This window comes from Pseudomonas sp. H1_F01, from assembly GCF_054681425.1.
This window is the reverse complement of sequence record NZ_CP162823.1, coordinates 5,117,254-5,142,994: the sequence shown is the minus strand read 5'-3', so window position 1 is coordinate 5,142,994 and position 25,741 is coordinate 5,117,254. Positions and strand designations below refer to the sequence as shown.

Here is a 25,741-nt window from a genome sequence, read left to right as displayed (position 1 = left end):
CACCTGTCTGTAGAAGCTCAGTCGATCCCCACAAACCCCCCGGTCTGATGCTGCCACAATCGGGCATACAACCCGCCATGGGCCAGCAGTTCGGCATGGCTGCCGGTTTCGGCGATGCGGCCATTCTCCAGCACCACCAATCGGTCCATCCGGGCGATGGTGGAGAGGCGGTGGGCGATGGCGATCACGGTCTTGCCTTGCATCAAGGTCTCGAGGCTTTCCTGGATCGCCGCCTCGACTTCCGAGTCCAGCGCTGACGTCGCTTCGTCCATGATCAGGATCGGCGCGTCCTTGAGCAGTACCCGCGCGATAGCGATGCGCTGGCGCTGGCCGCCGGACAGTTTCACGCCGCGCTCACCCACATGGGCATCGAAGCCGGTGCGGCCTTCGGCGTCCGACAGCAGTGGGATGAACTCATCGGCCCGGGCCTTGCGCACGGCTTCCCAGAGTTGCGCATCGGTGGCGTCGGGCTTGCCGTAGAGCAGGTTCTCGCGAATCGAACGATGCAGCAGCGACGTGTCCTGGGTGATCATGCCGATGCGTTCGCGCAGGCTTTCCTGGCCGACTTCGGCGATGTCCTGGCCATCGATGAGAATGCGCCCGCCTTGCACGTCATAGAGGCGCAGCAGCAGGTTGACCAAGGTGGATTTACCCGCGCCGGACGGGCCGATCAGGCCGATTTTCTCGCCGGGCTTGATGGTCAGGTTGAGGTCGCCGATCACGCCACTTTTCTTGCCATAGTGGAAATCCACGTGCTCGAAACGCACCTCGCCCCGGGCCACGGCCAGAGGCTTGGCCTGATCGCGGTCGGTGACACTGACCGGCTGGGCGATGGTCTGCAAACCATCCTGGACCATGCCGATGTTTTCGAAGATGCCGGTGACGACCCACATGATCCAGCCGGACATGTTGACGATGCGTATCACCAGCCCGGTGGCCAACGCGATGGCGCCGACGCTGATCAGCGACTGGGTCCAGAGCCACAATGCCAGCGCGGTGGTGCCGACGATCAGCAGCCCGTTCATGCTGGTGATGACCAGGTCCATGCTGGTCACCACCCGGCCAGCCAACTGGGCTTTTTCGGTCTGCTCCTGGATGGCTTCGCGGGCGTATTGCTGTTCGAAATTGGTATGGGCGAACAGCTTCAGGGTGGTGATGTTGGTGTAGCCATCGACGATCCGCCCCATCAGTTTGGAGCGGGCATCGGACGACACCACCGAGCGCTCCTTGACCCGTGGCACGAAATAGCAGAGTGCGCCGATGTAGGCGGCAATCCACATCAGCAGCGGGATCATCAGGCGCCAGTCGGCTTCGGCGAACAGCACCAGGGAACTGACGGCGTAGATCAGCACGTGCCACAGGGCATCCACGGCCTGAACCGCCGAGTCACGCAGGGAGTTGCCGGTCTGCATGATGCGCTGGGCGATGCGCCCGGCGAAGTCGTTCTGGAAGAAATTCAGGCTCTGCTTGAGCACGTAGCTGTGGTTCTGCCAGCGAATCAGGCTGGTCATGCTGGGGCTCAGGGTCTGGTGCACGAGCAGGTCATGCAGGGCCACGAAGATCGGCCGGAAGATCAGCGCCACCACGGCCATCCAGGCCAGCTCCAGGCCATGGACCTTGAAGAAGTCCACATTGGGCGTGCCCTGGGTCAGGTCGATGATGCGGCTCAGGTAGCTGAACAGCGCCACTTCGATCAACGCGCCGATCAGGCCCACCACCAGCAGTACGGCGAAGCTGGGCCAGACCTGTTTCAGGTAATAGGTGTAGAAGGGCAGGACGCGATTCGGTGGGGCCGAGGTCGGGGCGTCGCGGAAGATATCGATCAGTGTTTCGAAACGGCGATAAACCATCAGTCAATGCCCTGGCAAGGGCTCTCCTTTTTGCTATGGGCGGCGCGGGATCACCGCGCCACCCAGGCTTGCCGTGTGCCTCTTCAGTCGACGCGCTTGGCCGACTTGATGAGCACAGGGTCGATCGGCACGTTTTGCATGCCTTGTTTGGTGGTGGTCTGGGAGTTGACGATGATGTCCACTACGTCCATGCCCTTGACCACTTTGGCGAACACCGCGTAACCGGTGTCACGGCCCGGGTCGAGGAACGCGTTGTCGGCCACGTTGATGAAGAACTGGCTGGTGGCCGAGTCCGGGTTGGAGGTGCGCGCCATCGACAAGGTGCCGCGAACGTTGTGCAGGCCATTGCTGGCTTCGTTCTTGATCGGTGCCTTGGTGTCTTTTTGCTGCATCTGTTGGGTAAAGCCGCCGCCCTGGGCCATGAAGCCCGGGATCACGCGGTGAAAAATCGTGTTGTTGTAGAAGCCGCTGTCTACGTACTCAAGGAAGTTCTTGGTACTGATGGGGGCCTTGACCGGGTCCAGTTCGATTTCGATCTGGCCGTTGGTGGTGTCCAGCAATACATGCGGTGCCTTGGCGGGTGTCGCAGCCATCAGGTTGGCGGCAAACAGTACGGTGCCGGCGGCAAGGGCGATTTTTTTCAGCATGGGGTCAGTGATCCTGAGTGGTGGAATCGGTTGCGGTCAAAAAGTCGAGCAGGGTTTGGTTGAAGCGTTCGGGTTGATCCAGCGGGGTAGCGTGCCGTGAATCGGCGATGACCACCAGCCGTGCGTCGGGCAGCAGTTTTACATAGGCTTCTTTCAGCGCCACCGGGGTGTAGTCGTGGTCGGCGCAGATGACGAGGGTTGGACAGGCAACCTGCGAAAGTCGTTCCTGAACGCCCCAGCCTACGATCGCATCGAAGCTGGCGAGATAAGCATGTTTGTCGTTCTTTGCCCAGCGCCGGGCCATTTCCAGGCGTAACTCGGTTTGTTCGGGCTTGGGGAACAACTTGGCGCCGAGGGCCTTGCCGATGGTTTCCAGGCTGAGCAGGCGCATCAGGCTCCAGCGCTTGAACCATTGCCAGCAATCGTCGGGCGTGCGGACTTTGACTTCGGGCGCGCTGTTGACGATGCACAGGCTCTTGAGCCGTCCGGGGTCATCCACTGCCAGTTGAAAACAGATCATGCCGCCCATGGACCAGCCCACCAGATGCACCGGGCCCAGGCCCAGGTGTTCGATCAGGGCGCTCAGGTCGGCGCTGAAACCTTCGATGCTGTAGCGCCCGCGCGGCTTGTCGGAGCGACCGTGGCCGCGCACATCCACCACGATCAGGTGATAGTGGGTGGACAGCACCGGGATCTGTTTTTCCCAATCCTGGGTACTGGAACCCAGCCCGTGGACCAATACCAAGGGCGTGCCGTGGCCGTATTCCTCGTAGTGCAGGTTGCAACCTTCGTGCTCGAAATAGGCCATCGGTGAACTCCTTGTCAGGCTTGTTCAGGGGCTGCGAACGGCGCATCCAGTGGCGCGGTGTCGAAGGTGCGCAGCAATTCGATCAGGATCTGCGTGGCCGGGCCCAGGGGTTTTTCCTTGTTCGAATACAGATAGAAGCTCGGGTTGCGGCTGCCGCCCTGATCCAAGGGTAGCTGTTTAAGCGTGCCTTCCTTGAGTTCCCGCTCAATCATGTGCCGGGGCAGCCAGGCGAAGCCCAGGCCGCTGCCTACGAAGGTCGCGGCGGTGGCCAGGCTGCCGACGGTCCAGCGCTGCTCGGCGCCGAGCCAACCCACGTCGCGAGGTTGCTGGCGTCCGGAGTCGCGGATCACCACTTGCAACTGGCTCTCCAGATCCTGGAACGTCAGCTCGCGGTTGAGGCGATGCAGGGCGTGTTCGGGATGGGCCACCGCGACGAATTCAACGTCGCTCAATTCTGCCCCCAGATAGCCAGGAATGCTGAAGCTGCTGATGGCCAGGTCGGCCACGCCTTCGAGCAGCACTTCTTCGACACCCGACAACACTTCTTCGCGCAGCCGCACCCGGCAGCCACGGCTTTGTGGCATGAACGCCGTCAAGGCGCGAACGAGGCGGGCGTTGGGGTAGGCCGCGTCGACCACCAGGCGCACTTCCGCTTCCCAGCCTTGCTCCATGTGGTGGGCCAGGTCTTCCAGTTGGCTGGCCTGTTTCACCAGTTGCCGGGAACGGCGCAGCAGTACGCCGCCGGCCTCGGTCAGCACGGCCTTGCGACCATCGATGCGCAGCAACGGTACGCCGAGCTGATCCTGCATGCGGGCCACGGTGTAGCTCACTGACGACTGGGAGCGATGCAGCACTTCAGCGGCCTGGGCGAAGCCACCGTGGTCGACCACGGCCTGCAAGGTGCGCCATTGATCAAGGGTCACGCGGGGCGCTTTCATATCGAGCTCCTCTTGTCCTAAGCTGGCAGTCCCTTGGTGGAGACTGCCGAATGAAGAAAATCTGTTGTGTGGTGCTGGCCTTGCTGCCACTGACTGCGTTTGCCTACCCGATCGATGTGGAAAAACACCTCAACGGCCTGAGCATCGACTACAACGCCTATGACACCGATGCCGATATCGGTTCCATCCAGGTCAACAACTACGGCAGCACCGACGCGGCTTGTACCGTGGTCTTCAGCAATGGCCCTGAAGCACCTCGCACCCGCAAGATCGAAGTCGCCGCCGGCAAGTTCAAGAACGCCACGGCCAAGTTCAACCGCAACATCATCAAGCTGCGCATCAAGCTGACCTGTCAGCCGAAATAGCCCGGCAGTGGGGCAGGCAATATTGCTTGCTCCGCTTATAAACGAATTTATCGATGCTTTACAGCAGTTATTTGCGCTTTTTCATCGATATGCTCGCGTTTAATCTTCACTCCATCGACTGACAACATTCTCAGATGGAGCCTACAAGCCATGTCCCGCGTTCTGATCATCGAAAGCAGTGCCCGCCAGCAAGACTCGGTGTCCCGTCAACTGACCCAAACCTTTATCAGCCAGTGGAAAGCGGCGCACCCGGCCGACGAAATCAGCGTTCGCGACCTGGCCATCAATCCGGTGCCGCATCTGGATGCCAATCTGCTGGGGGGCTGGATGAAGCCGGCCGAGCAGCGCAGCGACGTTGAAAACGCCTCGCTGGAACGCTCCAACCAACTGACCGATGAACTGCTGGCCGCCGACGTACTGGTGATGGCTGCGCCGATGTACAACTTCGCCATCCCCAGCACCCTGAAAGCCTGGCTCGACCACGTGCTGCGTGCCGGCGTGACGTTCAAATACACCCCCACCGGCCCTCAAGGCCTGCTGGCCGACAAGCGCGCTTTCGTGCTCACCGCCCGTGGTGGCATTCACGCTGGCGGCAGCTCTGACCATCAAGAACCCTACCTGCGCCAGGTGATGGGCTTCATCGGGATCCACGACGTGACCTTCATCCATGCAGAGGGCATGAACCTGGGCGGCGACTTCCAGGAGAAGGGCCTGAATCAGGCCAACGCCAAACTGGCGCAGGTCGCCTGATCCGTTAATCCTCGGATAATCGCCAGGTGGTCTAGTGACTTGGCGCTTCCCTTCAAACCGTTTTGCGCATCGAACCTCCCTTTGCACTTATTGCTCCTGAGTGCATCAGCCCGATTGAACGCGTTAGCGAGATCGGGCTTTTTTTTGGGGAAATGGAAACAACGATCCTTTAAGATGAGCGGCCCTTAAAGCCTTGAGGGGTGGAAGATGTGCAGGCCCAGGCTTCTCCCGGATTTGGCAAGTCTCTCGATGCCTGCTGTGGTAATTTATGCGCGCAATTACAGTAGGGAGACTGTGATATGTTCAAAGTCAGACGGAAAACATGGGCTTTATTCCTGGCCTATCTCATAGGGGCAAGTGGTTATATCTACTACCTCTATGTCGAGACGCAAAGCGTCCTCACTGACAACATCAATAATAAATTGCTGCATGCCGCGCTGGGCGCTTCAGCCATCCTCGGCGACCGTTACCATGACAACCTGGTCGATAAACAATCCAAATCGCAAGCGCAGGACTGGGATACCATCCAGCGGCTTTCCGGCTTCAACGAGTCCATGGGGACTGCTTTTGTCTATAGCGTGATCAAGCGAGATGCAAAGGCCTACCTGATCAGTTCCAGTGCATCGAAAAAAGAAATTCAAGAGAAGAATTTCGTGCGTTTTTTCGACCCTTATCCCGATGCCAGCCAGGCTTTACTCGATAGTTTTAAGCGCACCGAGCCAACCTGGATCGACTACTCGGATCATTGGGGTGATTTTCGCGCGGTCTTTGTCCCGTTAAAATCACAAGACGGTACGGTGTATGTTGTCGGGGCGGAAATTACCTTGGCGGACTACTACCAACAACTTAATCATGACTCCCTTTACCACATCATCCTGGCCATCCTGGTATTTCTCGCTCTCCTCCTTTTGCGCATGCGCACTCATCTCCAGCAATTGCGGGTCAATGAGCAGGTATTGAATCAGGCGAAAAATGCCGCCGAAGACGCTGATCGTTCAAAAACCAGCTTTCTGGCAACCATGAGTCATGAAATTCGCACCCCGATGTACGGTGTCATTGGTGCGACCGAATTACTGGCCCGGTCTGCCCTGGATCCCGAGCAACGCCGTCTTCTTACAACGATTCATTCCAGTGGACGGACCCTGCTGTCTCTTATCGATAACATTCTCGACCTTGCCAAGATCGAAGCAGGCAAACTTGAATTGAAACCTCGTGTTTTCGAAGTGAGAGCACTGGTTTCATCCTGTATGGAACTAATCCGGCAAAATATCCAGGACAAACCCATCGTGCTGGAGGCGCAGTTTTCCCCGGACGTACCGCCTTTGGTCAAAACCGATATGGATTGCCTTCGCCAGATATTGATCAACTTGCTGGGCAATGCGGGCAAATTTACCGAAGCCGGAAAAATATCGCTCCTGGTCACCACCAGCGGCTACGGCTCCCAAGCATGGCTCGACTTCTCTATACGCGATACCGGCATCGGTATCCCCACGGAACGGCAAGACAATCTGTTCAAGCCCTTTGCCCAGTTCAAAGGGCCGGCCAGTCAACGCTTCACTGGGAGTGGGTTGGGTCTTTCCATCTGTAAGAACCTGCTTGAGGCGCAGCAGGGGACTTTATCGTTCACCAGCGAGCCTGGTGTCGGCTCGACATTCTCCTTCTCTCTCCCCCTGGCGCTTTTTTCAGTCTCGGAAATACCCATCAAGGATGATCATGCGGCGGTTGGCTTCGACTCGTCTTTTGCCGAGGATTATCCGCTCGATATCCTTCTGGTGGAGAACCATCCGGTGAGCCAGAAAGTGGCCATGGCGATGCTACAAGAGTTGGGTTATGCACCCGACCTTGCGTCAGATGGCCTGGAAGCGGTCAATCGTTGCATGGCTTCGATGCCAGCGATCATTCTGATGGATATCAACATGCCCGTGATGGATGGGATGGAGGCCGTGCGTAGAATCCGCGGATTGCCCCAGGGCGATACTTGCTACATCGTCGCGTTCACCGCGAGTGTTTTCTCCAGCGAGATAGAGCGTTTCAGGACCGCTGGTGCCGATGACATCTTGACCAAACCGGCAAACTTCCAGGCGCTGACCCGAGTGCTCCAGCGTGCCGCCAGCCATCGGCACCAGCCTCAGGCCACTTCTTGGGTCGTGGATGAAATTCCAAGTTAGTGGGGAATCTGTGGGAGCGAGCTTGCTGGCGATGGCGGTGGGTCAGAAATACAGAGGCTGACTGACACTCCGCCATCGCCAGCAAGCTCGCTCCCACCGTTCAAAACCGCTATCTTCGCCGCCATTCGAAACGAGGGGCGGTATGGGCTATCTACTTTTTGTGACATTGATCCAGGCGTTTTCCTTCAGCCTGATCGGCGAGTACCTGGCCGGGCATGTGGACAGTTATTTCGCGGTGCTGGTGCGGGTGCTGCTGGCCGGGGTGGTGTTCATTCCGCTGACGCGCTGGCGCCAGGTGGAGCCGGCGTTCATGCGCGGCATGTTGTTGATCGGCGCCTTGCAGTTTGGCGTGACCTACGTCTGCCTGTACCTGAGCTTTCGAGTGCTGACGGTGCCCGAGGTGCTGCTTTTCACCATCCTGACGCCCCTGCACGTGACCTTGATCGAAGACGCGCTGAACCGTCGCTTCAATCCCTGGGCGCTGATCGCGGCGCTGGTGGCCGTGGCCGGTGCGGCGGTGATTCGCTACGACCGGATCAACCCGGATTTCTTCATGGGCTTCTTGCTGCTGCAACTGGCCAACTTCACTTATGCGGCTGGGCAGGTGCTCTACAAACACCTGGTGGCCCGCCACCCGAGCGACCTGCCGCATTACCGTCGCTTTGGTTATTTCTATCTCGGTGCACTGATGGTCGCGTTGCCGGCTTTCCTGTTGTTCGGCAAGGCCAACTTCTGGCCTGAAGCGCCGCTGCAATGGGGTGTGCTGGTGTTCCTCGGCCTGGTCTCCACCGCGTTGGGGCTGTACTGGTGGAACAAGGGCGCGTGTCTGGTCAATGGCGGTACGCTGGCGGTGATGAACAACCTGCATGTGCCGGTGGGGCTACTGGTGAACCTGCTGATCTGGAACCAGCACGAGGCACTGGGGCGGTTGCTGCTGGGTGGGTCGGTGATATTGGCGGCGGTGTGGATCAGCCGGTTGGGGGTACGCCAACCTCAGCCTTCGCCCTGAACACTGTGGGAGCGAGCTTGCTCACGATAGTGGAGTATCAGTCAGCATCTATGTTTCTGACACACCGCTATCGCGAGCAAGCTCGCTCCCACAGGGGAATGGGGGTTGGCTTTAGACCACCTGCTTCTGCGGCTCCGGCAGGTGGCTCGCCCCCAGCACCGCCGGCAGCAACCCCGAACGCAGGTCCGTGCCGCTCGGCTGCTGGTACAGGTTCAACCCGAACTCCGGCATCACCGCCAGCAGGTAATCGAAAATATCCCCCTGGATACGTTCGTAGTCGGTCCACGCTGTGGTGCGGGTGAAGCAGTAGATTTCCAGCGGGATGCCCTGGGCGGTGGTCTGCAACTGCCGGACCATGCAGGTCATGTTCGGCTGGATCTCTGCGTGGCTTTTCAAATACGCCAATGCATAAGCGCGGAAGGTGCCCAGGTTGGTCATCCGCCGACGGTTGGCCGACATCGCCGCGACGTTGCCCTGGGCCTCGTTCCAGGCCTTGAGTTCGGCCTGCTTGCGGCCGATGTAGTCGGTCAGCAGGCGCACCTGGGTCAGGCGCTGTTCTTCCTCGTCGTGCAGGAATCGCACGCCGCTGGCGTCGATGAACAGGCTGCGCTTGATCCGCCGCCCGCCGGACTGCTGCATGCCGCGCCAGTTCTTGAACGACTCGGACATCAGGCGCCATGTGGGGATCGAGACGATGGTCTTGTCGAAGTTCTGCACCTTGACCGTGTGCAGTGTGATGTCCACCACATCACCGTCGGCGCCGACCTGGGGCATCTCGATCCAGTCGCCGACCCGCAGCATGTCGTTGCTGGTCAATTGCACGCTGGCGACGAACGACAGCAGGGTGTCCTTGTAGACCAACAGGATTACCGCCGACATCGCACCCAGACCCGACAACAGCAACAGCGGCGAGCGGTCGATCAGGGTGGCAACGATGATGATCGCGCCAAACACATACAGCACCATCTTCGTCAGTTGCACGTAGCCTTTGATCGAGCGGGTACGTGCATGCTCGGTGCGGGCGTAGACATCCAGCATGGCGCTGAGCAGGGCACTGAGGCTCAACACCATGAACAGGATGGTGAAAGCCAGGGCGACATTGCCCAGGAAAATCATGCTGGTCTTGCTCAGCTCCGGCACCAGGTGCAGGCCGAACTGGATGATCAGCGACGGCGTCATCTGCGCCAGGCGATGAAAGACCTTGTTCTGGCGCAGGTCATTGACCCAGTTCAAGGCCGGTTGGCGCCCCAGCAACTTGGCAGCGTGCAGGATCAGGTAGCGCGCCACACGGCCAAGCACCAGGGCGATGACCAGTAGCAACATCAGGGCTAGGCTGGAATGCAGGAGCGGGTGCTGGTCAAGGGCACCCCAGAGGTCTTGGAGGTTGACCCAGAGTTGTTTGATGTCCATGGACGAAACGGTTCTTCTATAAAGACGCGACGGTGCGATTAGAGCATTTAAGCCCGGTCAAGTGACCGTTGATGCAATAACGGCTGATAAAAATGCACTGATTTACCGCCGTTTGTATAAAGAAACTCGGCCTTCGCGCTCGAAACCGTTACCCTATGCAGCTGTTTTTTTGCATTTCTTCGAGGTAGCACCCGTGTTTTCCCAATTCGCCCTGCACGAACGCCTGCTCAAAGCCGTGGCCGAGCTTAAATTTGTCGAGCCAACGCCGGTGCAGGCAGCGGCTATTCCGCTCGCGCTCCAGGGGCGTGACCTGCGGGTGACGGCGCAAACCGGCAGCGGCAAGACCGCCGCGTTCGTGCTGCCGATCCTCAACCGCCTGATCGGCCCAGCCAAGGTCCGCGTCAGCATCAAGACCCTGATCCTGCTGCCAACCCGTGAACTGGCCCAGCAGACCTTGAAGGAAGTGGAGCGCTTCTCGCAGTTCACCTTCATCAAGTCCGGCCTGATCACCGGCGGCGAAGACTTCAAGGTCCAGGCCGCCATGTTGCGCAAGGTGCCGGACATTCTGATCGGCACCCCAGGGCGGATGATCGAGCAGTTGAACGCTGGCAACCTCGACCTGAAGGAAGTCGAAGTGCTGGTGCTGGACGAAGCCGACCGCATGCTGGACATGGGCTTTGCCGAGGACGTGCAGCGTCTGGTGGACGAATGCACAAACCGTCAGCAGACCATGCTGTTCTCCGCCACCACTGGCGGCTCGGGCCTGCGCGAGATGATCGCCAAGGTGCTGAACAACCCTGAGCACTTGCAGCTCAACGCGGTCAGCCAGCTGAACTCCACCACCCGCCAGCAGATCATCACCGCTGACCACAACCAGCACAAAGAGCAGATCGTCAACTGGTTGCTGGCCAACGAGACCTACGAAAAGGCCATCGTGTTCACCAACACCCGGGCCATGGCCGACCGCATCTACGGCCGCCTGGTGGCCCAGGAATACAAGGCGTTCGTACTGCACGGCGAGAAAGACCAGAAGGACCGCAAGCTGGCCATCGACCGTCTCAAGCAGGGCGGCGTGAAAATCCTCGTCGCCACCGACGTCGCCGCTCGCGGCCTGGACGTGGAAGGCCTGGACATGGTCATCAACTTCGACATGCCCCGCAGCGGTGATGAGTACGTGCATCGCATCGGTCGTACCGGTCGTGCCGGCAACGACGGCCTGGCGATCTCGCTGATCTGCCACGGCGACTGGAACCTGATGTCGAGCATCGAGCGCTACCTCAAGCAGAGCTTCGAGCGCCGCACCATCAAGGAAGTCAAAGGCACCTACGGCGGACCGAAGAAGGTCAAGGCCTCGGGCAAGGCCGTTGGCGTGAAGAAGAAAAAGGTCGACGCCAAGGGCGACAAGAAGAAGGCCGGCGCGAAGGCCCCGACCAAACGCAAGACCGCCAACCGCCCGAAGACCGACGCCCCGTCGTTGGTCAGCAAGGACGGCATGGCCCCACTCAAGCGCCGCAAGCCAGAGGCGCCGGCGGCTGAGTGAGTCGGCGTTAGCGTTTTATAAAAAACCGGACCTTGAGTCCGGTTTTTTATGGGTGAAACTAAACCTGAAGTTCGGCCAGAACCTGTGGCGAGGGGGATTTGTGGGAGCAAAGCTTGCTCGCGACACAGGCGCCTCGATTTCTGAAAGACCGCATCGCCTTCATCGCGGGCAAGCCTTGCTCCCACAAATAACCTCGCCACAAAAGCGGGTTGGGCTCGGCTGTGGCTAATCATCCCGCTTTCTTCTCCGCGTTCTTCAGCTCTTCCAGGCGCTTATCAATCAGCTGGCACTTATCCGGCACATCCTTGCTGGCAGTCTCCAGGTCCATGGCCTGCAGCTCGTCGTTCATTTCCTTGGCCTTGGCCGGGTTCTGTTCGGTGAGTTTGGTCACTTCATTTGCCAGTTGTTCGCGCTTGGCAGTCGCTTCCTCAGGCGTACAAGTGGCCCAGGCGGGCAGGGCGCAGGTGAGGGTGGCGGCGAGGGTGAGTTTCAAGAGGGTTTTCATGGCAGGGCCTCAGAATCCTTGTTGGGCAGGTAATGGGTTGAGGCTGGGGTTGGGGGGAAAGTTCATTAGCCGTCGATTTGTCTGCTGCTTGGCAGATGTTCCATCGCCTGTCCGTTTCGTAGAAAGTTTCAACCTCCGAGCGGGATCCTTCGTACTTCTATACGGGATGCGTCTGATTTCAGAAGGAGGGTTTCGACAGTAGTCTTTGGTCAGAGGTACGCCGCGTCGAACCATCGGCCTGATCAGTGCGTGGTTGGTTACACCGAACGGCGAGGCGATGAGATCTGTATGTCTGCGCCCGAATAGCCACTAAGCAGGAGGCATACGTTATGTCGGAAACATCGAAAACCGATTGGGAGCGTTTGGCCAAGTTGGACGACTCGGACATCGATACCAGCGATATACCCCCGCTAGGTGAGGATTTCTTCCGCCGCGCCGTGCTGATGAACATGCACAATCCTCCCCATCCCGGGGAGTTCATTACCGAGATTTATCTGGAGCCGAACGGCATCAGCGGTCGTGGGCTGGCGGAAAAGCTCGGTGTAGCCCCCTCGACACTGAGCCGTGTCTTGAAGGGCACTAGCCGCGTTTCGCCTGAAATGGCGTTGCGGTTGTCTGTAGCACTTGGCCGCTCGCCGGAGAGTTGGCTAGCCATGCAGGATGCTTACGATCTGTGGGTGGCTCGTCAGCATGTTGATTTGTTGCAGGTAAGAAAGCTCGCTTTCGCCTGAATCATCCCTCGAATGTCGCCGGGCATGGAGATTGAGACAGGCCAATCGAGATTGGCTGTCTTTTTAATTGTGGCCTGGTCCAGTTCTTGTTTGGAGTTAGTCGAACAACTCCTTTTGTGGCGAGGGGATTTATCCCCGCTGGGCTGCGTAGCAGCCCTAAAGCAGCGAACTCAATCTTCCTGGCACACCGAGTTGCTTGGCTTGGGGCTGCTGCGCAGCCCAGCGGGGATAAATCCCCTCGCCACCGGGTTCGCGCTCGACTGGGCGGGTTGGCGCGGTTGGCGCATCAACTGTGGCAGCAGCCGTGGGGCTTGGCCTCTTCGTATTTATCGTGATGCCGCACCCAGTCCATGATTTCGTCTTCGTTGCGGCCCTTGGGCGTCAGGTCGAGGTAGTTGTAGGTGCCGACCAGGATGTCGAGGCCGCGGGCGTAGGTGGAGTAGGTGTGGAAGATGTCGCCGGCTTCGTTGCGATAGAAGACGCTCAGGCCGGGGAGTTCGCCTTCGGTGGTGTCGGTTGTTTCGTAGTTGTAGGTGGCTTTTCCGCTGGCGGTGTCTTCGGTTTTGAAGCTGACGCCGAAGTCGTAGTTGAAGTCGCAGTCTTGCGATGAGACCCAGTCAAACTTCCAGCCCATGCGGCGTTTGAAGGGGTGGAATACGGCGAAAGGGGCGCGGGAGACGGCGACCAAGGCGACGTCGTGGTGGGCCAGGTGTTGGTTGGCGCCGTCGATGTGGTCGGACAGGAACGAGCAGCCCTGGCAACCTTCTGTCCAGCCAGGGCCGAACATGAAATGGTAGATGATCAGTTGGCTGCGGCCGCCGAACAGGTCGGCCAGGCTCAGTTCGCCGTCGGGGCCTTGGAAGCGGTAGGGTTTTTCGATTTTGACCCAGGGCAGGGCGCGGCGTTCGGCGCTGAGTTTGTCCCGTTCGCGGGTGAAGGTTTTTTCGTGGGCCAGGTGTTGGCGGCGGGCGGCGAGCCATTCTTCCCGCGAGACGACTGGATGATTCTCTACGTTCATGGTGATTTCTCCTGTGGTCAGAGCCGCTAAATCGGCTTCAACAGTTGGTCGTTTGACCTCGGAGCAATTCGACAGGCCGTTGGTCGGTTCAAGGTTGGGACCGACTGGAAACCCGGCTGAACGGCGGCGCGGCGCCTCGGTCACAACCTAGGTAGGCATCTCACTCTTTGGAGGATGGACCAGGATGACGACTTATAACTGGGACTTGATCGAACGGTTGTTGCACGAAGTGCAGAACGGCGCCGGTCACAACTTTGCTCCTCGGGTTTATGCGGAGGAGTACGCGGCGGCGAAAGCGGCAGAAGGCGAGCCGATCGAGAACCTCGATCATCTGAAGGCTGTCGCTGGGGAGTATGAAAAGTTGCTGCTTGAACGTGGCTACATTGAGCCGCGGCCGGAGGAAGAGGGCGGCAACGGCGAGAATTTTGTGCTGACGCCGCGTGGCTCGCGGTTGTTGAGCCTGATCGACAGCAGCATCCCGGGTAATGATCATCCGCGCCAGGTGCTGGATGAGCAGGAAGATGCGCTGGATGAGTTTACGTTTGATGATTTGGCTTCCAAGGCGCAGATTGCCTGACAGGCCTGTACTGAATCCCGTGGGAGCTGGGTTTGTGTGGGAGCAAGGCTTGCCCGCGATGCAGGCAACATGGTCTATCAGATGGACCGAGGTGATGCTATCGCGGGCAAGCCTTGCTCCCACACAAGCTCGCTCTCACATGGGATCTCAGTGGTTTTAGGAGCGTGCTGCTTTCAGGCACTTCAAATCAGTGAAATCCTTCTTCACACCGTCGATTTTCTTCAGCAGCCGTTCGCGCTGGGGCGGGGTGCTTTCGGCCATCAGGTCCACCAGCAGGCTGCGGGCCTGGGCTTCGGTTTTGCTGAAGGCCTCGCGGTAGGCGGGGGTCCAGAGGCTTTCGCGGTTGACCAGCAATTGTTCGATGCGCTTGGGGAAGTCGGGGCTGTGGCGTTGGGCCACGGCTTCGCTGAACTGGTTTTGCCAGTGGGCGCGGTTGGCGATCCATTGCTGGTTCTGGTCCCCCAGGGCGGTGGACCAGGCCATCACCCGTTGGCGCTGGGCGTCGGTGAGCGGGCCGAGCCAGTCGTCCAGGCGTTTGACCATGCGGTCGCTGCGTTCCTGGATCTGTTCCTGCAACGTCGGCTTGAGGTACTGCTGCTGGCGTTTGCGCTGGTCCTTGACGAAGGCGGCGTCCATGTCATCGACTTGGTCGTCGTTCAGGCCTTGCAGCAGTTCGATGGCCGAGGGGGTGATTTCCCGGGCGGTTTCGGCGATGGCGGCCTCGGCTTCCCGGGTGCGTTGTTGCAAGGCTTCGTCGGTTACCTGGTCGGTTTGTACCATGGTCTTGAGGCGATCCAGCCAGTCGAGGTAACCGGGCAATTGGGTGGTGCAATGCCAGGTCAGATGGTCCTTGAGGCGTTCGTTGAACCAGTCTTTTTGCGCGCCTCTGATGTCCAGGTAATCGTTGAGGGTCCAGGGAATGATCAGGTCGAGGTTGCGGTAGGCCAGGCCTATGCGGCTGCAGGCGGTGAGCGTCAGCAACAGGGTGATGAACATGGCAGAGCGGGTCAACCAGCGCGGCATGAGCGAGTCCTTGCGAAGGCGGAGGTGCTTTGTTTGAGCATCGCAGACGCGCGGCAGTTCAGCCGATTAAATGCGTAACGCTTAGTAAAAAGGGTGGGCCATCTTGAGGGTCAGCAGGCTGTCGCATTCGCTGTTGTGGCCGGAGTATGCCGAGCAACTGCTGCCGCTGAGGCTTGAGTCGCTGTAGATCAGGTCCAGGTCGAGGCCCTTCCACGGGCGGGAAATTTTCAATGACCAGTCGCTGAAACTGCCGACATAACCGTTCTCGACCGAGACCGGTGTGTTGAGCTGGTGGGTGGTGTATTTGGCGCTGATGCCAATTCCGAACGGTATGTTGCCGCCCAGGTCGGCAAACAGCGTGCTGTTCTGTTTATCCGGGTCGTTGCTCAGGGCCGCGCCGAAACGGCTGCCAAGCACGGTCAGGCCGCCGTAGAACTCCTGGCTGTCGAGGGTATCGACGGTGGGGTAGCTGTAGTGGATCAGGCCGACTTCGTAGCCCAGGGTCTGGTCGAAGGGTTGTTTAAAGCCCATGTAGGAATCGACTTCAAGGTCGGCGGACGGTGTCAGGCCGGCGCTGGGTGACCACTGGCCGACGTACCAGCCGCTGTCGTGGCTCAGGTCCAGGCCACCATGGAACGAGCCGGTGCTCGACGGCGTGACCAGGCCCTGGGCCATGCTGCGGCTGGGCGTGGTGCCAAGCTTGAGGTCGAAGTCGCCGAGCTCGCGCTGGAATACCTGCCCCTGGGCGAGGGAACATGGCAACAGGCTGATCATCAGCAGAACAATAGGGCCACGCATGCTTCACTCCATGAAAAGCGGGAAGCAGGATCGGTTATTAAGCTGAAACGCTTGAGCTAGAGAGGTGAAAGCATACCGGCGAATGCTCGGCTGCGAAGGCCGTTCGTCGATTCATGGGAAATGGGTGGGGCGGGGGAGGGTTCCAGTCCAAGCGCTTCGAAGCTCAAAGCGCTTTGGGACCAGGTGACGCGCAGGTTACTTCTTGCCCAGGCTGATCTGCTTGGACGGGCCGAATGTCTGGCCGCTGACGCCTTTGGCAATTTGCTGGATCTCGCCGCCGGACTTGAGGAACGCAGCGATCTGGTCGTTGATCGACTCGCTGGTTTCAACGGCTGGAGCTGGCTTTGCTTTGCTGTTGGATGCTTTTACGCGCATGACGGCCATTAACCTGTAGATAATTAATTGGGCCAGGCATCGTACAGGAAATACTTGACAATTGCTTGGCAAATATCCTTCTGAATTATCACTATCGTGACGGGAATAATGAGCGATTATCCGGCAATTATTGCCCTAAGCCTCTGTTTTAAATAACAACCGTGGACGAAATACGGCGTTGATGGCGAGCTGTACGCACCGTGGTTCGCCTGACGAATGGCCGTGTCTGGGGCGAAAGCCCAGGAAAATCAACGGTTGTGCAGGACCTTGCCGGCAAACCTTGCCTGTGACCACGAATCGCGCCGCAAAACCGGGTAGAATGCCGCCCACGCAATGAGGGTATTGGAAATGGCTTTAGTCGGGCGCTACAACAGTTTGCAAGTGGTTAAACACACTAACTTCGGTTTATATCTGGACGGCGGTGCGGACGGCGAAATCCTGCTGCCCAACCGTTATATCCCCAAGGATATTCCCAGCGAAGATGAAGACTGGCTCAATGTTTTTATTTATCTGGACAGCGACGACAAACTGATCGCCACCACGGAAAAACCCAAAGTTCAGGTCGGTGAATTTGCCAGCCTGAAAGTGGCTGAAGTCAACAGCATCGGCGTGTTCCTGGACTGGGGCCTGCCCAAGGATCTGCTGCTGCCGTACTCCGAAGAAAAGCGCCAGATGACCGCTGGCGAGTACTGCGTGGTACACGTCTACCTCGACAAGCACACTCGCCGCATCACCGCCACGGCGCGCCTGGATCGTTACCTGGACAAGACGCCGGCCAACTACACGCCGGGCCAGGAAGTGGATCTGCTGGTCGCCGAAGCCACCGACATGGGGTTCAAGGCGATCATCAATAACAAGCACTGGGGCCTGATCCACAAGAACGAAATCTTCAAGTTCATGCGCGCCGGCAAACAGGAAAAAGGCTTCATCAAGGAAATCCGCCCGGACGGCAAGATCAGCCTGAGCCTGCAGCCCGTGGGCCAGGAAGCCGCCACCAGCCTGAACGCCAAGATCCTCGCCAAGTTGCGTGAAAACAACGGCACCCTGCCGGTCAGCGACAAGAGCGACCCGGTGCTGATCAGCAGCCTGTTTGGCGTGAGCAAGGGCAACTTCAAGAAGGCCATTGGTGCGCTGTACAAGAATGGGCAGATTGTCATTCATGCCGATCGCATCGAGCTGAGCTGATCTTCAGTCGAGCCACTCATCTGTGGCAAGTAAGGGTTTTATGTGGCCAGCGAGGCCAGTTGTGGGAGCAAGGCTTGCCCGCGATGAAGGCGATGCGGTCTTTCTGAAACCGAGGCGCCTGTTTCGCGAGCAAGCTTTGCTCCCACATAGCGGTTCGCTGCGACTTTCCTCTGTATACAAAACCCTGCACCTTTAGCATGCGCCCGCGCCCTGTTCGTGGGCACATGCCTGCTCTTGCTCGGCTTTAACCGCCGCTACACACCCCGGTTTGTCTCACATTTCGCCGCTATGGCACGCATTCTGCGTAGCAACGCGTATACAAACCATGCCGGCTCCCGTGCGCAGTATGGTGAGCAGGTCGATGCGGGGGCACGGCGGTACTCAAAGGAGCCCCGCAATGTCCGAGCAATTGCCCAACGGCTACAGCCCCCGCCTCTATAACGAGGACCTGGGCCCGCTGCCGCAGAAATGGAATTGGTACAACATCTTCGCCTTCTGGATGAGCGATGTGCACAGTGTGGGCGGCTATGTGTTTGCCGCCAGTCTGTTTGCGTTGGGGTTGGCGAGCTGGCAGGTGTTGATTGCCTTGCTCGGCGGGATCTGCATCGTGCAGTTGATCGCCAACTTGGTCGCCAGGCCGAGCCAGCAGGCGGCGGTGCCGTATCCGGTGATCTGTCGGCTGGCGTTCGGGGTGTTCGGGGCGAATATTCCGGCGGTCATTCGCGGCTTGATCGCCGTGGCCTGGTACGGCATTCAGACGTACCTGGCTTCCAGTGCTCTGATCATTGTGGTGCTACGGTTTTTTCCTTCGATGGAAGCCTACGCGACGCCGCATTTTGCCGGTTTGTCCTACCTGGGCTGGTTCGGTTTCCTCAGCTTGTGGTTTGTCCAGGCGCTGGTGTTCTGGACCGGTATGGAATCGATCCGTCGTTTCATCGACTGGGCCGGACCGGTGGTCTATGCCGTGATGTTCCTGTTGGCCGGTTGGATCGTGTGGAAGGCCGGTTGGAGCAATATCAGCTTCACCCTGGCGGAAAAGTCCCTGTCTGGTTGGCAGGCGTTTGGCCAGGTGATCGTGGCGACGGCGTTGGTGGTGTCGTACTTTTCCGGTCCGACCCTGAACTTCGGCGATTTCAGCCGTTACTGCCGGAGCATGTCTGACGTACGCCGGGGCAATTTCTGGGGGCTGCCGGTGAATTTCCTGGCGTTCTCCCTGGTCACCGTGGTGATTGTTTCCGGGACCTTGCCGGTGTTCGGCGAAATGCTTCATGACCCGATCGCCACTGTGGCGCGCATCGACAACAGTGTGGCCGTCTTACTGGGCGCCTTTGCCTTTGTGACCGCCACCATCGGCATCAACATTGTCGCCAACTTCGTCTCCCCGGCGTTCGACTTCGCCAACGTCGCGCCCAGCAAGATCAGTTGGCGCGCTGGCGGCATGATCGCGGCGGTGGCCTCGATTTTCATCACGCCGTGGAACCTGTTCAATAACCCTGAAGTGATCCACTACACCCTTGACGTGCTGGCGGCGTTCATCGGTCCGCTGTTCGGGATCTTGCTGGTGGATTACTACCTGATCAAAAAGCAGCAGATCGACGTGGATGCGTTGTTCAATGACGGGCCGAGCGGGCGTTATTACTACAGTGGCGGCATCAACTGGACCGCGGTGAAGGCGTTGATTCCGGCCACGTTGATGGGCGTGGCGATCACCTTCACGCCGCTGCTGCAACCGATGGCCAACTTTGCCTGGTTTACCGGTTGCTTCCTTGGTGGGGTGTTGTATTTCGCTCTGGCGCGCCGCGAGCCGGCCGCGCAGCTGAACAAATCGCTCAGCCCGGCCGGCCAGGCCTGATCAACGCAGGGCAGTCTGGGCGCAAGGCCTCGCCGCGCCCTGGCTGGCGGGCCGCAGCAACAGGCCGCCGGCCAGCAGCAGACCGCTGCCGGCGATGATCAGCGCCGGTTGCAGGCCGCCGCTGAAATGGCTGCTCAGCGCCGCCAGCAGCGGCCCGCTGAGTTGGCCCACGGCAAAACAGGCGGTCAACAGGCCAGCGTTGCGCTGGGTGGCGTGGGGCGCCAGTTCCCGGGAGCGCAGCATCACCAGTTGCATGCAGGCCAGGAACGGCGCGCCACACAGGATCACGCCCAACGCCAGGCCCGGGCCGCTGCCCAGCAGGCAGGCAAATACCCCAGCGGCTTGCAGCCAGAGCGTACCGATCAGCCAGCGACCGGTGGTGTTCGGGTTGGGGCGACGCAGGCTGACCAGCAACACACCGGTGGCGGCGGCCAGGCCGAAGCAGGGCCAGAACAGGTCCGCCAGCCATTGCCCGTGGAACTGCGCCGAGGCCATTTGCGACAGGAACGTCGCCGGAATGATGTAGCCCACGCCATACAGGGCGTACACCACACCCAGTCGAGCGATGCCACGGTTCGGCGAGGAGGGAACCGGCGCGGCAACGGTCGCGGTCGCGGCGGGTTGCGGCAGGATCGGCAAAATCACCAATAGCATCGCCAGCGCCACGCCGGCGTACACCAGCCACAGAGTCGCGGAGGTCTGGCCCAGCAGGTTTGAGCCCAGAGCCAATAAGCCTGTCAGAAAAATCCCCAATCCAGGTCCGGCAAATACCAGGGCGCCGAGCCGTGGCCGTCCCGCCGCCGCTGCCAAGGGCTGGCTCAGGGCGGTGATCATCACCAGCACCCAGGCACTCGCCACGCCGGTGCCAAAGCGCAATGCCAGGTGTGGCCAGAAACCCCAGGCCCAGAACGAGGCCAAGGTCAGCAATACACACAGCCACAGGCCGCCGAGCAACCGTCGCCGCACCTGTTCCGGACGGCGGGCGAACATGGCGTCCAGCGCACCGAGGAAATAACCCAGGTAGTTGGCGGCGGCAATCAGACCGGAGGCGGTCAAGTCGAGCTGACCTTCGCCGATCAAATGAGGTAACTGGGGCGTAAGGGCGAAGCGGCCAATGCCCATGGCCATCATCAGCGCGATGAAACTGCCGAGCAGGCGAATAAGAGGTGACATGGTCGTTCTCCAGCGTCGAGGCGAATGACCGTCAGGCTAGGACCGATTGACTTTCATTAAAAATGAATAATAGTGAGTAACTTGTTCTTTTTTGGAGAAGGTTGTGGAGTTCAGCCAATTACGGATTTTCCAGGCCGTGGCCGAGGAAGGTTCCATCACCCGGGCCGCCGAGCGTCTGCACCGGGTGCCGTCGAATCTTTCGACCCGGCTCAAGCAGCTTGAAGAGCAACTGGGCGTGGACCTTTTCCTGCGTGAGCGTCAGCGTTTGCAGTTGTCACCGGCAGGAAAAGTCCTCTTGGACTATGCGGCCAAGCTGTTCGCCTTGCACGACGAAGCCCATGCGGCGGTGCAGGGCGGGCAACCGGCCGGGGACTTCCTGCTGGGCACGATGTACAGCACGGCGGCGACGCATCTGCCGGACTTGCTGGCGACTTATCACCGGGCGTATCCGGCGGTGAACCTGCAAGTGCAGTCCGGGCCGAGTGGCGAATTGCTCGAGGGCTTGCTCACCAATCGGCTCGACGCGGCGTTGGTGGACGGCCCGCTGGAGTTGGCGGGGCTCGATGGCGTGCCGTTGTGCGACGAGCGGTTGGTGCTGATTACCGAGGCCGATCATGCGCCGGTACGCAGCGCGCTGGATGTGCAGGGCCGCGCTGTGTTCACGTTCCGGCGTGGTTGCTCCTACCGGATGCGCTTGGAGGCCTGGTTTGCCCATGACCACGCGACCATGGGCCGGGCGATGGAAATCGAGTCTTACCAAGGGATGCTGGCGTGTGTGATCGCCGGGTCCGGGGTGGCGTTGATGTCGGAGTCGATGCTCGCCAGCCTGCCGGGCCGCGAGCGGGTGGCGGTGCACCCGTTGGTCGAGCCGTTTGCCAGCGCCACGACCTGGCTGATGTGGCGCAAAGGCATGGTCGGGGCCAACCTCAACGCTTGGATTGAATTGCAACAACAGGCCTGGCCGCGAGCGTCCATGACGACGGCGCAATCGGCTTGAACTCCGGGAGGTGGATTTGGATCAATTCAGTAACAGATCATTGCAAACTGAGACGAGCATTGCGTAGAACATCGGACTATTATCAGTGCGAAGGGGCCACAGTAATTTGCCGCTCGTACCACCCTGAGGGGGCACCACGATGAAAGAGAAAATCCAGAATTGGCTTCACGACCTGGGTGTCGCGCTTGGCCTGATTGAGCCACCGATGCAACCGGTACCGATCCGCACCGATGACGAGCAACGCCGCCGCCAACCGCGCCGCCGGTAAACCCACCAGGATTTGGAGAGATCGCAGTTGCGGACCATTTCAGTCGAGATGGCCCGCAACTGCGATCTTTTTTATGCCTGAAGACAACCAATGTGGGAGCGAGCTTGCTCGCGATAGCGGTGGACCGGCATGCATTCATGTTGAATGTACCGCCGTCATCGCGAGCAAGCTCGCTCCCACAGGGATCTCATTGCCCAGGGTTGTCGGTCAAACCACCTTGGCCACCACGCTCGGCCGTGGCGACAACAAGCTCACCAGCACAAAACTCACCAGCGCCACGCTCAGGCTGTAGTAGATCGGCGTGTTGGCGTCCAGGCCGTCCTTGAGCATGAAGAACAGCGCGGTCAGGAAGCCCAGCGACATGCTGCTGATCGCGCCGGCGGTGGTGGCGCGTTTCCAGTAGATGGCACCGATCAGCGGGATCAGCATGCCGCCCACCAACAGGTTGTAGGCCAGGGTCAGGGCGCTGATGACGTCACTGACCACCAGGGCGATCACCAAGACCACCGCCCCCATCAGCAGGGTCGCGATGCGGTTTTCGTGGACGTCGCCGCTGCCGCTTTCACGGCCCTGGCGCAGACGGGGCAGCAAGTCCTGGACGACGGTGGTGGACGCGGCGAGCAGGCCTGCCGCAGCGGTGGACATCAAGGCTGCCAGGGCCGCGGCGATCACCAATCCACGAATGCCGTTGGGCAGGCTGGTCTGGACGATGCTGGCGAAGGCGTTGTTGACGTTTTCCAGGTCCGGCAGCAACACCTTGGCCGCCATGCCGATCAACGCACCGGCCAGGCCGTACAGCACGCAGTACAGGCCGGCGGCGGTGCCAGCCACTTTGGCCACGCCTTCGCTGCGAGCGGTGAACACCCGCTGCCAGATGTCCTGGCCGATGAAGATGCCGAAGAAGTAGATCAGGAAGTAGGTGAGGATGGTGTCCCAGCCAATCGCGGTGAAGTCGAAGTAGCTGGCTGGCAATGCCGCCACCATCGCGTCCCAGCCGCCGGCATCGACGATGGACATCGGCATCAGCAGGAACACCAGGCCAACGGTCATGATCAGAAATTGCACGATGTCGGTGAGGGTCAGCGACCACATGCCGCCGATGGTGGAATACAGCACCACCACTCCACCGCCCACCAGGATCGACACCCAGAACGGCAAGCCGAACAGCACCTGCATCACGGTGCCGATGGCGATGGTCGAGGTGGCGCCGATCATCAGCGCATAAACCAGCATGATCAACGCACTGGCCTGGCGCGCGGCCGGGTTGTAGCGGCGCTCCAGCACCTGGGTCACGGTGTAGATCTTGAGCTTGAGCAACGGCTTGGCGAGGAACAGGCTCAGGCCGACGATGCCCAGGCCGATGGCGCCGCACAGCCAGAATCCGGAAATGCCGTAGACGTAGCCCAGGCGCACGGTGCCAATGGTGGACGCACCGCCCAGCACGGTGGCGGCCATGGTGCCCAGGTAAAAGCCCGGGCCGAGATTGCGCCCGGCGACCAGGTAGTCGTCACGGGTTTTGGCGCGGCGCATGCCGTACCAGCCGAGGGCGATCATGCCAGTGGCGTAGAGAAGAACGACGATTAAGTCCAAAGCCATGGTGGCGTGTCTCCGATTGTCTTTTTTGTAGTGAAGTCGGGGCGAAACAGTGCACTGATCGTTCCCACGCTCTGCGTGGAAATGCCGCCCGGGATGCTCCGCGTCCCTGCATGACGCAGAGCGTCACTGGCTGCATTCCTACGCAGTGCGTGGGAACGAGCAACACAGGGATTTCGTTTGCTCGGATCAGGCGGTTTGCCTGAGGGCGGGTTTATCGATAGGCACCGAAGCGTCCTTGCTCCGCGGATCCCCTGGCCCATACACCGCCGCCGGCTCTGGAAACAGGCTCAGCAGTACCAGGTACACCACCGAGGCCAGGCCCAGGGTCACCGGCAGGCTGATGTCGATCCCGCCAGCCAGTTCCCCCAGCGGCCCGACGAACTGCCCCGGCAGGTTGACGAAGCACAACCCAACCAGCGCGCTGGGGATCCATGCCCCCAGGCCGCGCCAGTTCCAGCCGTGGCTGAACCAGTAGCGTCCGCCGGTTTCGCCGCGGGTGAACACTTGCAGGTCATCCGGGCAGTAGAAGCCGCGGCGCACCAGCAGGCCGATGATCATGATCACCATCCACGGCGTGGTGCAGGTGATGATCAGCACGGCGAAGGTCGAGACGCTCTGCACCAGGTTCGCCGCGAAGCGGCCGATGAAGATGAACGCAATCGACAGCACGCCGATCAGCAGCGTCGCCTTGACCCGCGACAGCACCCGTGGAAACACGCTGGACATGTCCAGGCCGGTGCCATACAGCGATGTGGTGCCGGTGGACATGCCGCCGATCACCGCGATCAGGCACACCGGCAGGAAGAACCAGCTCGGCGAAACCGCCAGCAAGCCGCCCACGTAGTTGTTGGCCGCGATGTAGTCCGGTGCCTTGATCGCCACGATGGTGGCGGTGGCGAGGCCGAACAGGAACGGGATCAACGTCGCCAGCTGCGCAGCGATCACGGCCAGCATGATGCGGCGCTTGGGCGTGTTGCGAGGGATGTAGCGCGACCAGTCACCCAGGAACGCACCGAAGGAAATCGGGTTGCTCATGGCTACCAGCGCCGCGCCGATGAACGCCACCCAGAAGCCCGGCTGGCCGAGGCTGACGGTGCCGGCGAACTGGCTGTCGAAGGTCGGTGCGAAAGCCAGGATGCCCAGCAAAAACAGCAGGCTGGCGGCCCATACGGCGATGCGATTGACCCACAGCATGAAGCGGAAGCCGTAGATGCACACCGTCAAGACCAGCAGGGCGAACAGGCCGTAGGCCAGGCCCAGGCTCAGGTCGGTCTCTGGCACGCCGATCAGCCGCTTGGCGCCGCCGATCAACGCGTCCCCCGAACTCCACACCGACAGCGAGAAGAACGCGATGGCGGTCAGCAACGAGAGGAACGAGCCGACGATTCGCCCGTGCACGCCGAAGTGCGCACCGGAAGACACCGCGTTGTTGGTACCGTTGAGCGGGCCGAACAGGCCCATGGGCGCAAGGATGATCGAACCCACCAGGACGCCCAGCACAATGGCCCAGACCCCGGCCTGGAATGACAGGCCGAACAGCACTGGGAAACTGCCGAGCACGGCGGTGGCGAAGGTGTTGGCGCCGCCGAAGATCAGGCGAAACAGGTCGCTTGGGCCGGCGGTTCGTTCGTGGTCCGGGATCTGTTCGACCCCGAAGGTTTCAATTTGCGTAAGGCTGTTGTCGTTATTGTTATGCATGATCTGCTCCGATCATAAAGGCGCGCCCGTCGTGTGCGGGCGTCACCTGTTGCTAAGGGATTGGCAGCCCTTCCGGCATTGCGGACAAATGTTCGTGGCAGGCCAGCCATAGGCCTTGTTGTTCTTGGCGAAACACAATGGTTTCGCGCTCCTGGCTAAAGTGAAGCTCCCCTTGCATGCGCAACTCGGTGGCCACGTCATGGATGAAAATCGCCACGTCCCCTTGCAGGCTGACGAAGGCGTTGCTCGAGGTGCAATTGAGCACCTCGAAGCCATCCTCGGACCGCCAGCGATCCCACAACGCCTGGTAGGCATCGCGCGATAGCAGGGGCTGTTCGAGGGTGTAGAACACGAAACTCGCATCGGTGGTGAACGCGCCGAAGTAGGCGTCGCGGTCATTGCGGGCGAAGGCCGACACCAAATTTGCGGCGGCCTGGAGCACCTGGTCCTGTTCGCTCAT

Annotated in this window: 25 protein-coding genes; 11 read left to right on the top strand and 14 right to left on the bottom strand. The window is 60.2% G+C overall.

Going from position 1 to position 25,741, the window contains the following annotated elements:
- Positions 1-17: 17 nt before the first annotated feature.
- The 4 genes from AB4O09_RS23140 to AB4O09_RS23125 all read right to left on the bottom strand — a co-directional run bounded on the left by AB4O09_RS23140 (position 18) and on the right by AB4O09_RS23125 (position 4,243).
- Entirely contained in the window at positions 18-1,850 is a 1,833-nt protein-coding gene (locus AB4O09_RS23140; protein ID WP_003198918.1) for an ABC transporter ATP-binding protein, read from the bottom strand.
- An 83-nt stretch (positions 1,851-1,933) separates the two neighbouring features.
- The gene (locus AB4O09_RS23135) at positions 1,934-2,497 is read right to left on the bottom strand and encodes a peptidylprolyl isomerase (protein ID WP_460107544.1); all 564 of its coding nucleotides are present in this window, start codon (positions 2,495-2,497) and stop codon (positions 1,934-1,936) included.
- Positions 2,498-2,501: 4 nt separating this feature from the next.
- Positions 2,502-3,305 (bottom strand): alpha/beta fold hydrolase, encoded by an 804-nt coding sequence (locus tag AB4O09_RS23130; RefSeq protein WP_003198922.1) that lies wholly within the window; start codon positions 3,303-3,305, stop codon positions 2,502-2,504.
- 14 nt (positions 3,306-3,319) lie between these two features.
- The gene (locus tag AB4O09_RS23125) at positions 3,320-4,243 is read right to left on the bottom strand and encodes a LysR family transcriptional regulator (protein WP_003198924.1); all 924 of its coding nucleotides are present in this window, start codon (positions 4,241-4,243) and stop codon (positions 3,320-3,322) included.
- Between the two features lie 50 nt (positions 4,244-4,293).
- Here AB4O09_RS23125 and AB4O09_RS23120 point away from each other — a divergent pair, with 50 nt between their 5' ends.
- The 4 genes from AB4O09_RS23120 to AB4O09_RS23105 all read left to right on the top strand — a co-directional run bounded on the left by AB4O09_RS23120 (position 4,294) and on the right by AB4O09_RS23105 (position 8,535).
- A complete protein-coding gene (locus AB4O09_RS23120; RefSeq protein ID WP_003198925.1) occupies positions 4,294-4,608 on the top strand; it encodes a hypothetical protein in 315 nt (104 codons plus the stop codon).
- A 150-nt stretch (positions 4,609-4,758) separates the two neighbouring features.
- Positions 4,759-5,358 (top strand): FMN-dependent NADH-azoreductase, encoded by a 600-nt coding sequence (locus AB4O09_RS23115; RefSeq protein ID WP_003198927.1) that lies wholly within the window; start codon positions 4,759-4,761, stop codon positions 5,356-5,358.
- Positions 5,359-5,657: 299 nt separating this feature from the next.
- Complete coding sequence (locus AB4O09_RS23110) at positions 5,658-7,526, top strand: ATP-binding protein (protein WP_013692503.1); 1,869 nt, start codon at positions 5,658-5,660, stop codon at positions 7,524-7,526.
- A gap of 142 nt (positions 7,527-7,668) precedes the next feature.
- On the top strand, positions 7,669-8,535 hold the full coding sequence (locus AB4O09_RS23105; RefSeq protein WP_027911660.1) for a carboxylate/amino acid/amine transporter: 867 nt from the start codon (positions 7,669-7,671) through the stop codon (positions 8,533-8,535).
- Between the two features lie 111 nt (positions 8,536-8,646).
- On the opposite strand, the gene AB4O09_RS23100 is transcribed toward AB4O09_RS23105, so the two are convergent.
- The gene (locus tag AB4O09_RS23100) at positions 8,647-9,945 is read right to left on the bottom strand and encodes a mechanosensitive ion channel family protein (protein WP_415239257.1); all 1,299 of its coding nucleotides are present in this window, start codon (positions 9,943-9,945) and stop codon (positions 8,647-8,649) included.
- Positions 9,946-10,138: 193 nt separating this feature from the next.
- On the opposite strand from AB4O09_RS23100, the gene AB4O09_RS23095 reads away from it, so the two are divergent.
- Complete coding sequence (locus tag AB4O09_RS23095) at positions 10,139-11,485, top strand: DEAD/DEAH box helicase (protein ID WP_003198936.1); 1,347 nt, start codon at positions 10,139-10,141, stop codon at positions 11,483-11,485.
- Positions 11,486-11,714: 229 nt separating this feature from the next.
- Here the strand turns inward: AB4O09_RS23095 and AB4O09_RS23090 are convergent, their stop codons facing one another.
- Positions 11,715-11,990, bottom strand: a complete 276-nt coding sequence (locus AB4O09_RS23090) for a hypothetical protein (RefSeq protein WP_038856041.1) — start codon at positions 11,988-11,990, stop codon at positions 11,715-11,717.
- 443 nt (positions 11,991-12,433) lie between these two features.
- Between AB4O09_RS23090 and AB4O09_RS23085 the strand changes: the two genes are divergently transcribed.
- Positions 12,434-12,721 carry a HigA family addiction module antitoxin gene (locus AB4O09_RS23085; RefSeq protein WP_027911620.1) on the top strand — a complete coding sequence of 96 codons (288 nt, stop codon included), beginning with the start codon at positions 12,434-12,436 and terminating at the stop codon, positions 12,719-12,721.
- Positions 12,722-13,007: 286 nt separating this feature from the next.
- Here the strand turns inward: AB4O09_RS23085 and AB4O09_RS23080 are convergent, their stop codons facing one another.
- Positions 13,008-13,739, bottom strand: a complete 732-nt coding sequence (locus tag AB4O09_RS23080) for a DUF899 domain-containing protein (RefSeq protein WP_460094624.1) — start codon at positions 13,737-13,739, stop codon at positions 13,008-13,010.
- 184 nt (positions 13,740-13,923) lie between these two features.
- On the opposite strand from AB4O09_RS23080, the gene AB4O09_RS23075 reads away from it, so the two are divergent.
- On the top strand, positions 13,924-14,316 hold the full coding sequence (locus AB4O09_RS23075) for a hypothetical protein (RefSeq protein WP_013692510.1): 393 nt from the start codon (positions 13,924-13,926) through the stop codon (positions 14,314-14,316).
- A gap of 156 nt (positions 14,317-14,472) precedes the next feature.
- On the opposite strand, the gene AB4O09_RS23070 is transcribed toward AB4O09_RS23075, so the two are convergent.
- The 3 genes from AB4O09_RS23070 to AB4O09_RS23060 all read right to left on the bottom strand — a co-directional run bounded on the left by AB4O09_RS23070 (position 14,473) and on the right by AB4O09_RS23060 (position 16,521).
- A complete protein-coding gene (locus tag AB4O09_RS23070) occupies positions 14,473-15,339 on the bottom strand; it encodes a DUF6279 family lipoprotein (protein WP_013692511.1) in 867 nt (288 codons plus the stop codon).
- An 81-nt stretch (positions 15,340-15,420) separates the two neighbouring features.
- A complete protein-coding gene (locus AB4O09_RS23065) occupies positions 15,421-16,137 on the bottom strand; it encodes a TorF family putative porin (protein WP_003198961.1) in 717 nt (238 codons plus the stop codon).
- Between the two features lie 195 nt (positions 16,138-16,332).
- Entirely contained in the window at positions 16,333-16,521 is a 189-nt protein-coding gene (locus AB4O09_RS23060; RefSeq protein ID WP_018607615.1) for a hypothetical protein, read from the bottom strand.
- A 339-nt stretch (positions 16,522-16,860) separates the two neighbouring features.
- Between AB4O09_RS23060 and AB4O09_RS23055 the strand changes: the two genes are divergently transcribed.
- Positions 16,861-17,697 carry a CvfB family protein gene (locus tag AB4O09_RS23055; protein ID WP_013692512.1) on the top strand — a complete coding sequence of 279 codons (837 nt, stop codon included), beginning with the start codon at positions 16,861-16,863 and terminating at the stop codon, positions 17,695-17,697.
- A gap of 397 nt (positions 17,698-18,094) precedes the next feature.
- Positions 18,095-19,549, top strand: a complete 1,455-nt coding sequence (locus AB4O09_RS23050; protein ID WP_013692513.1) for an NCS1 family nucleobase:cation symporter-1 — start codon at positions 18,095-18,097, stop codon at positions 19,547-19,549.
- Here the strand turns inward: AB4O09_RS23050 and AB4O09_RS23045 are convergent, their stop codons facing one another.
- Positions 19,550-20,722 (bottom strand): MFS transporter, encoded by a 1,173-nt coding sequence (locus AB4O09_RS23045; RefSeq protein WP_460094621.1) that lies wholly within the window; start codon positions 20,720-20,722, stop codon positions 19,550-19,552.
- Positions 20,723-20,825: 103 nt separating this feature from the next.
- Here AB4O09_RS23045 and ptrR point away from each other — a divergent pair, with 103 nt between their 5' ends.
- A complete protein-coding gene (gene ptrR / locus AB4O09_RS23040; RefSeq protein ID WP_003198970.1) occupies positions 20,826-21,719 on the top strand; it encodes a putrescine utilization regulator PtrR in 894 nt (297 codons plus the stop codon).
- A gap of 139 nt (positions 21,720-21,858) precedes the next feature.
- On the top strand, positions 21,859-21,987 hold the full coding sequence (locus AB4O09_RS23035; RefSeq protein WP_003198971.1) for a PA1414 family protein: 129 nt from the start codon (positions 21,859-21,861) through the stop codon (positions 21,985-21,987).
- A 207-nt stretch (positions 21,988-22,194) separates the two neighbouring features.
- Here the strand turns inward: AB4O09_RS23035 and AB4O09_RS23030 are convergent, their stop codons facing one another.
- The 3 genes from AB4O09_RS23030 to AB4O09_RS23020 form a co-directional block, all read right to left on the bottom strand.
- On the bottom strand, positions 22,195-23,583 hold the full coding sequence (locus tag AB4O09_RS23030) for a sodium:solute symporter family protein (RefSeq protein ID WP_027911617.1): 1,389 nt from the start codon (positions 23,581-23,583) through the stop codon (positions 22,195-22,197).
- Positions 23,584-23,769: 186 nt separating this feature from the next.
- On the bottom strand, positions 23,770-25,284 hold the full coding sequence (locus tag AB4O09_RS23025; protein WP_460108442.1) for a purine-cytosine permease family protein: 1,515 nt from the start codon (positions 25,282-25,284) through the stop codon (positions 23,770-23,772).
- 49 nt (positions 25,285-25,333) lie between these two features.
- Positions 25,334-25,741 (bottom strand): YybH family protein, encoded by a 408-nt coding sequence (locus tag AB4O09_RS23020; protein ID WP_043042754.1) that lies wholly within the window; start codon positions 25,739-25,741, stop codon positions 25,334-25,336.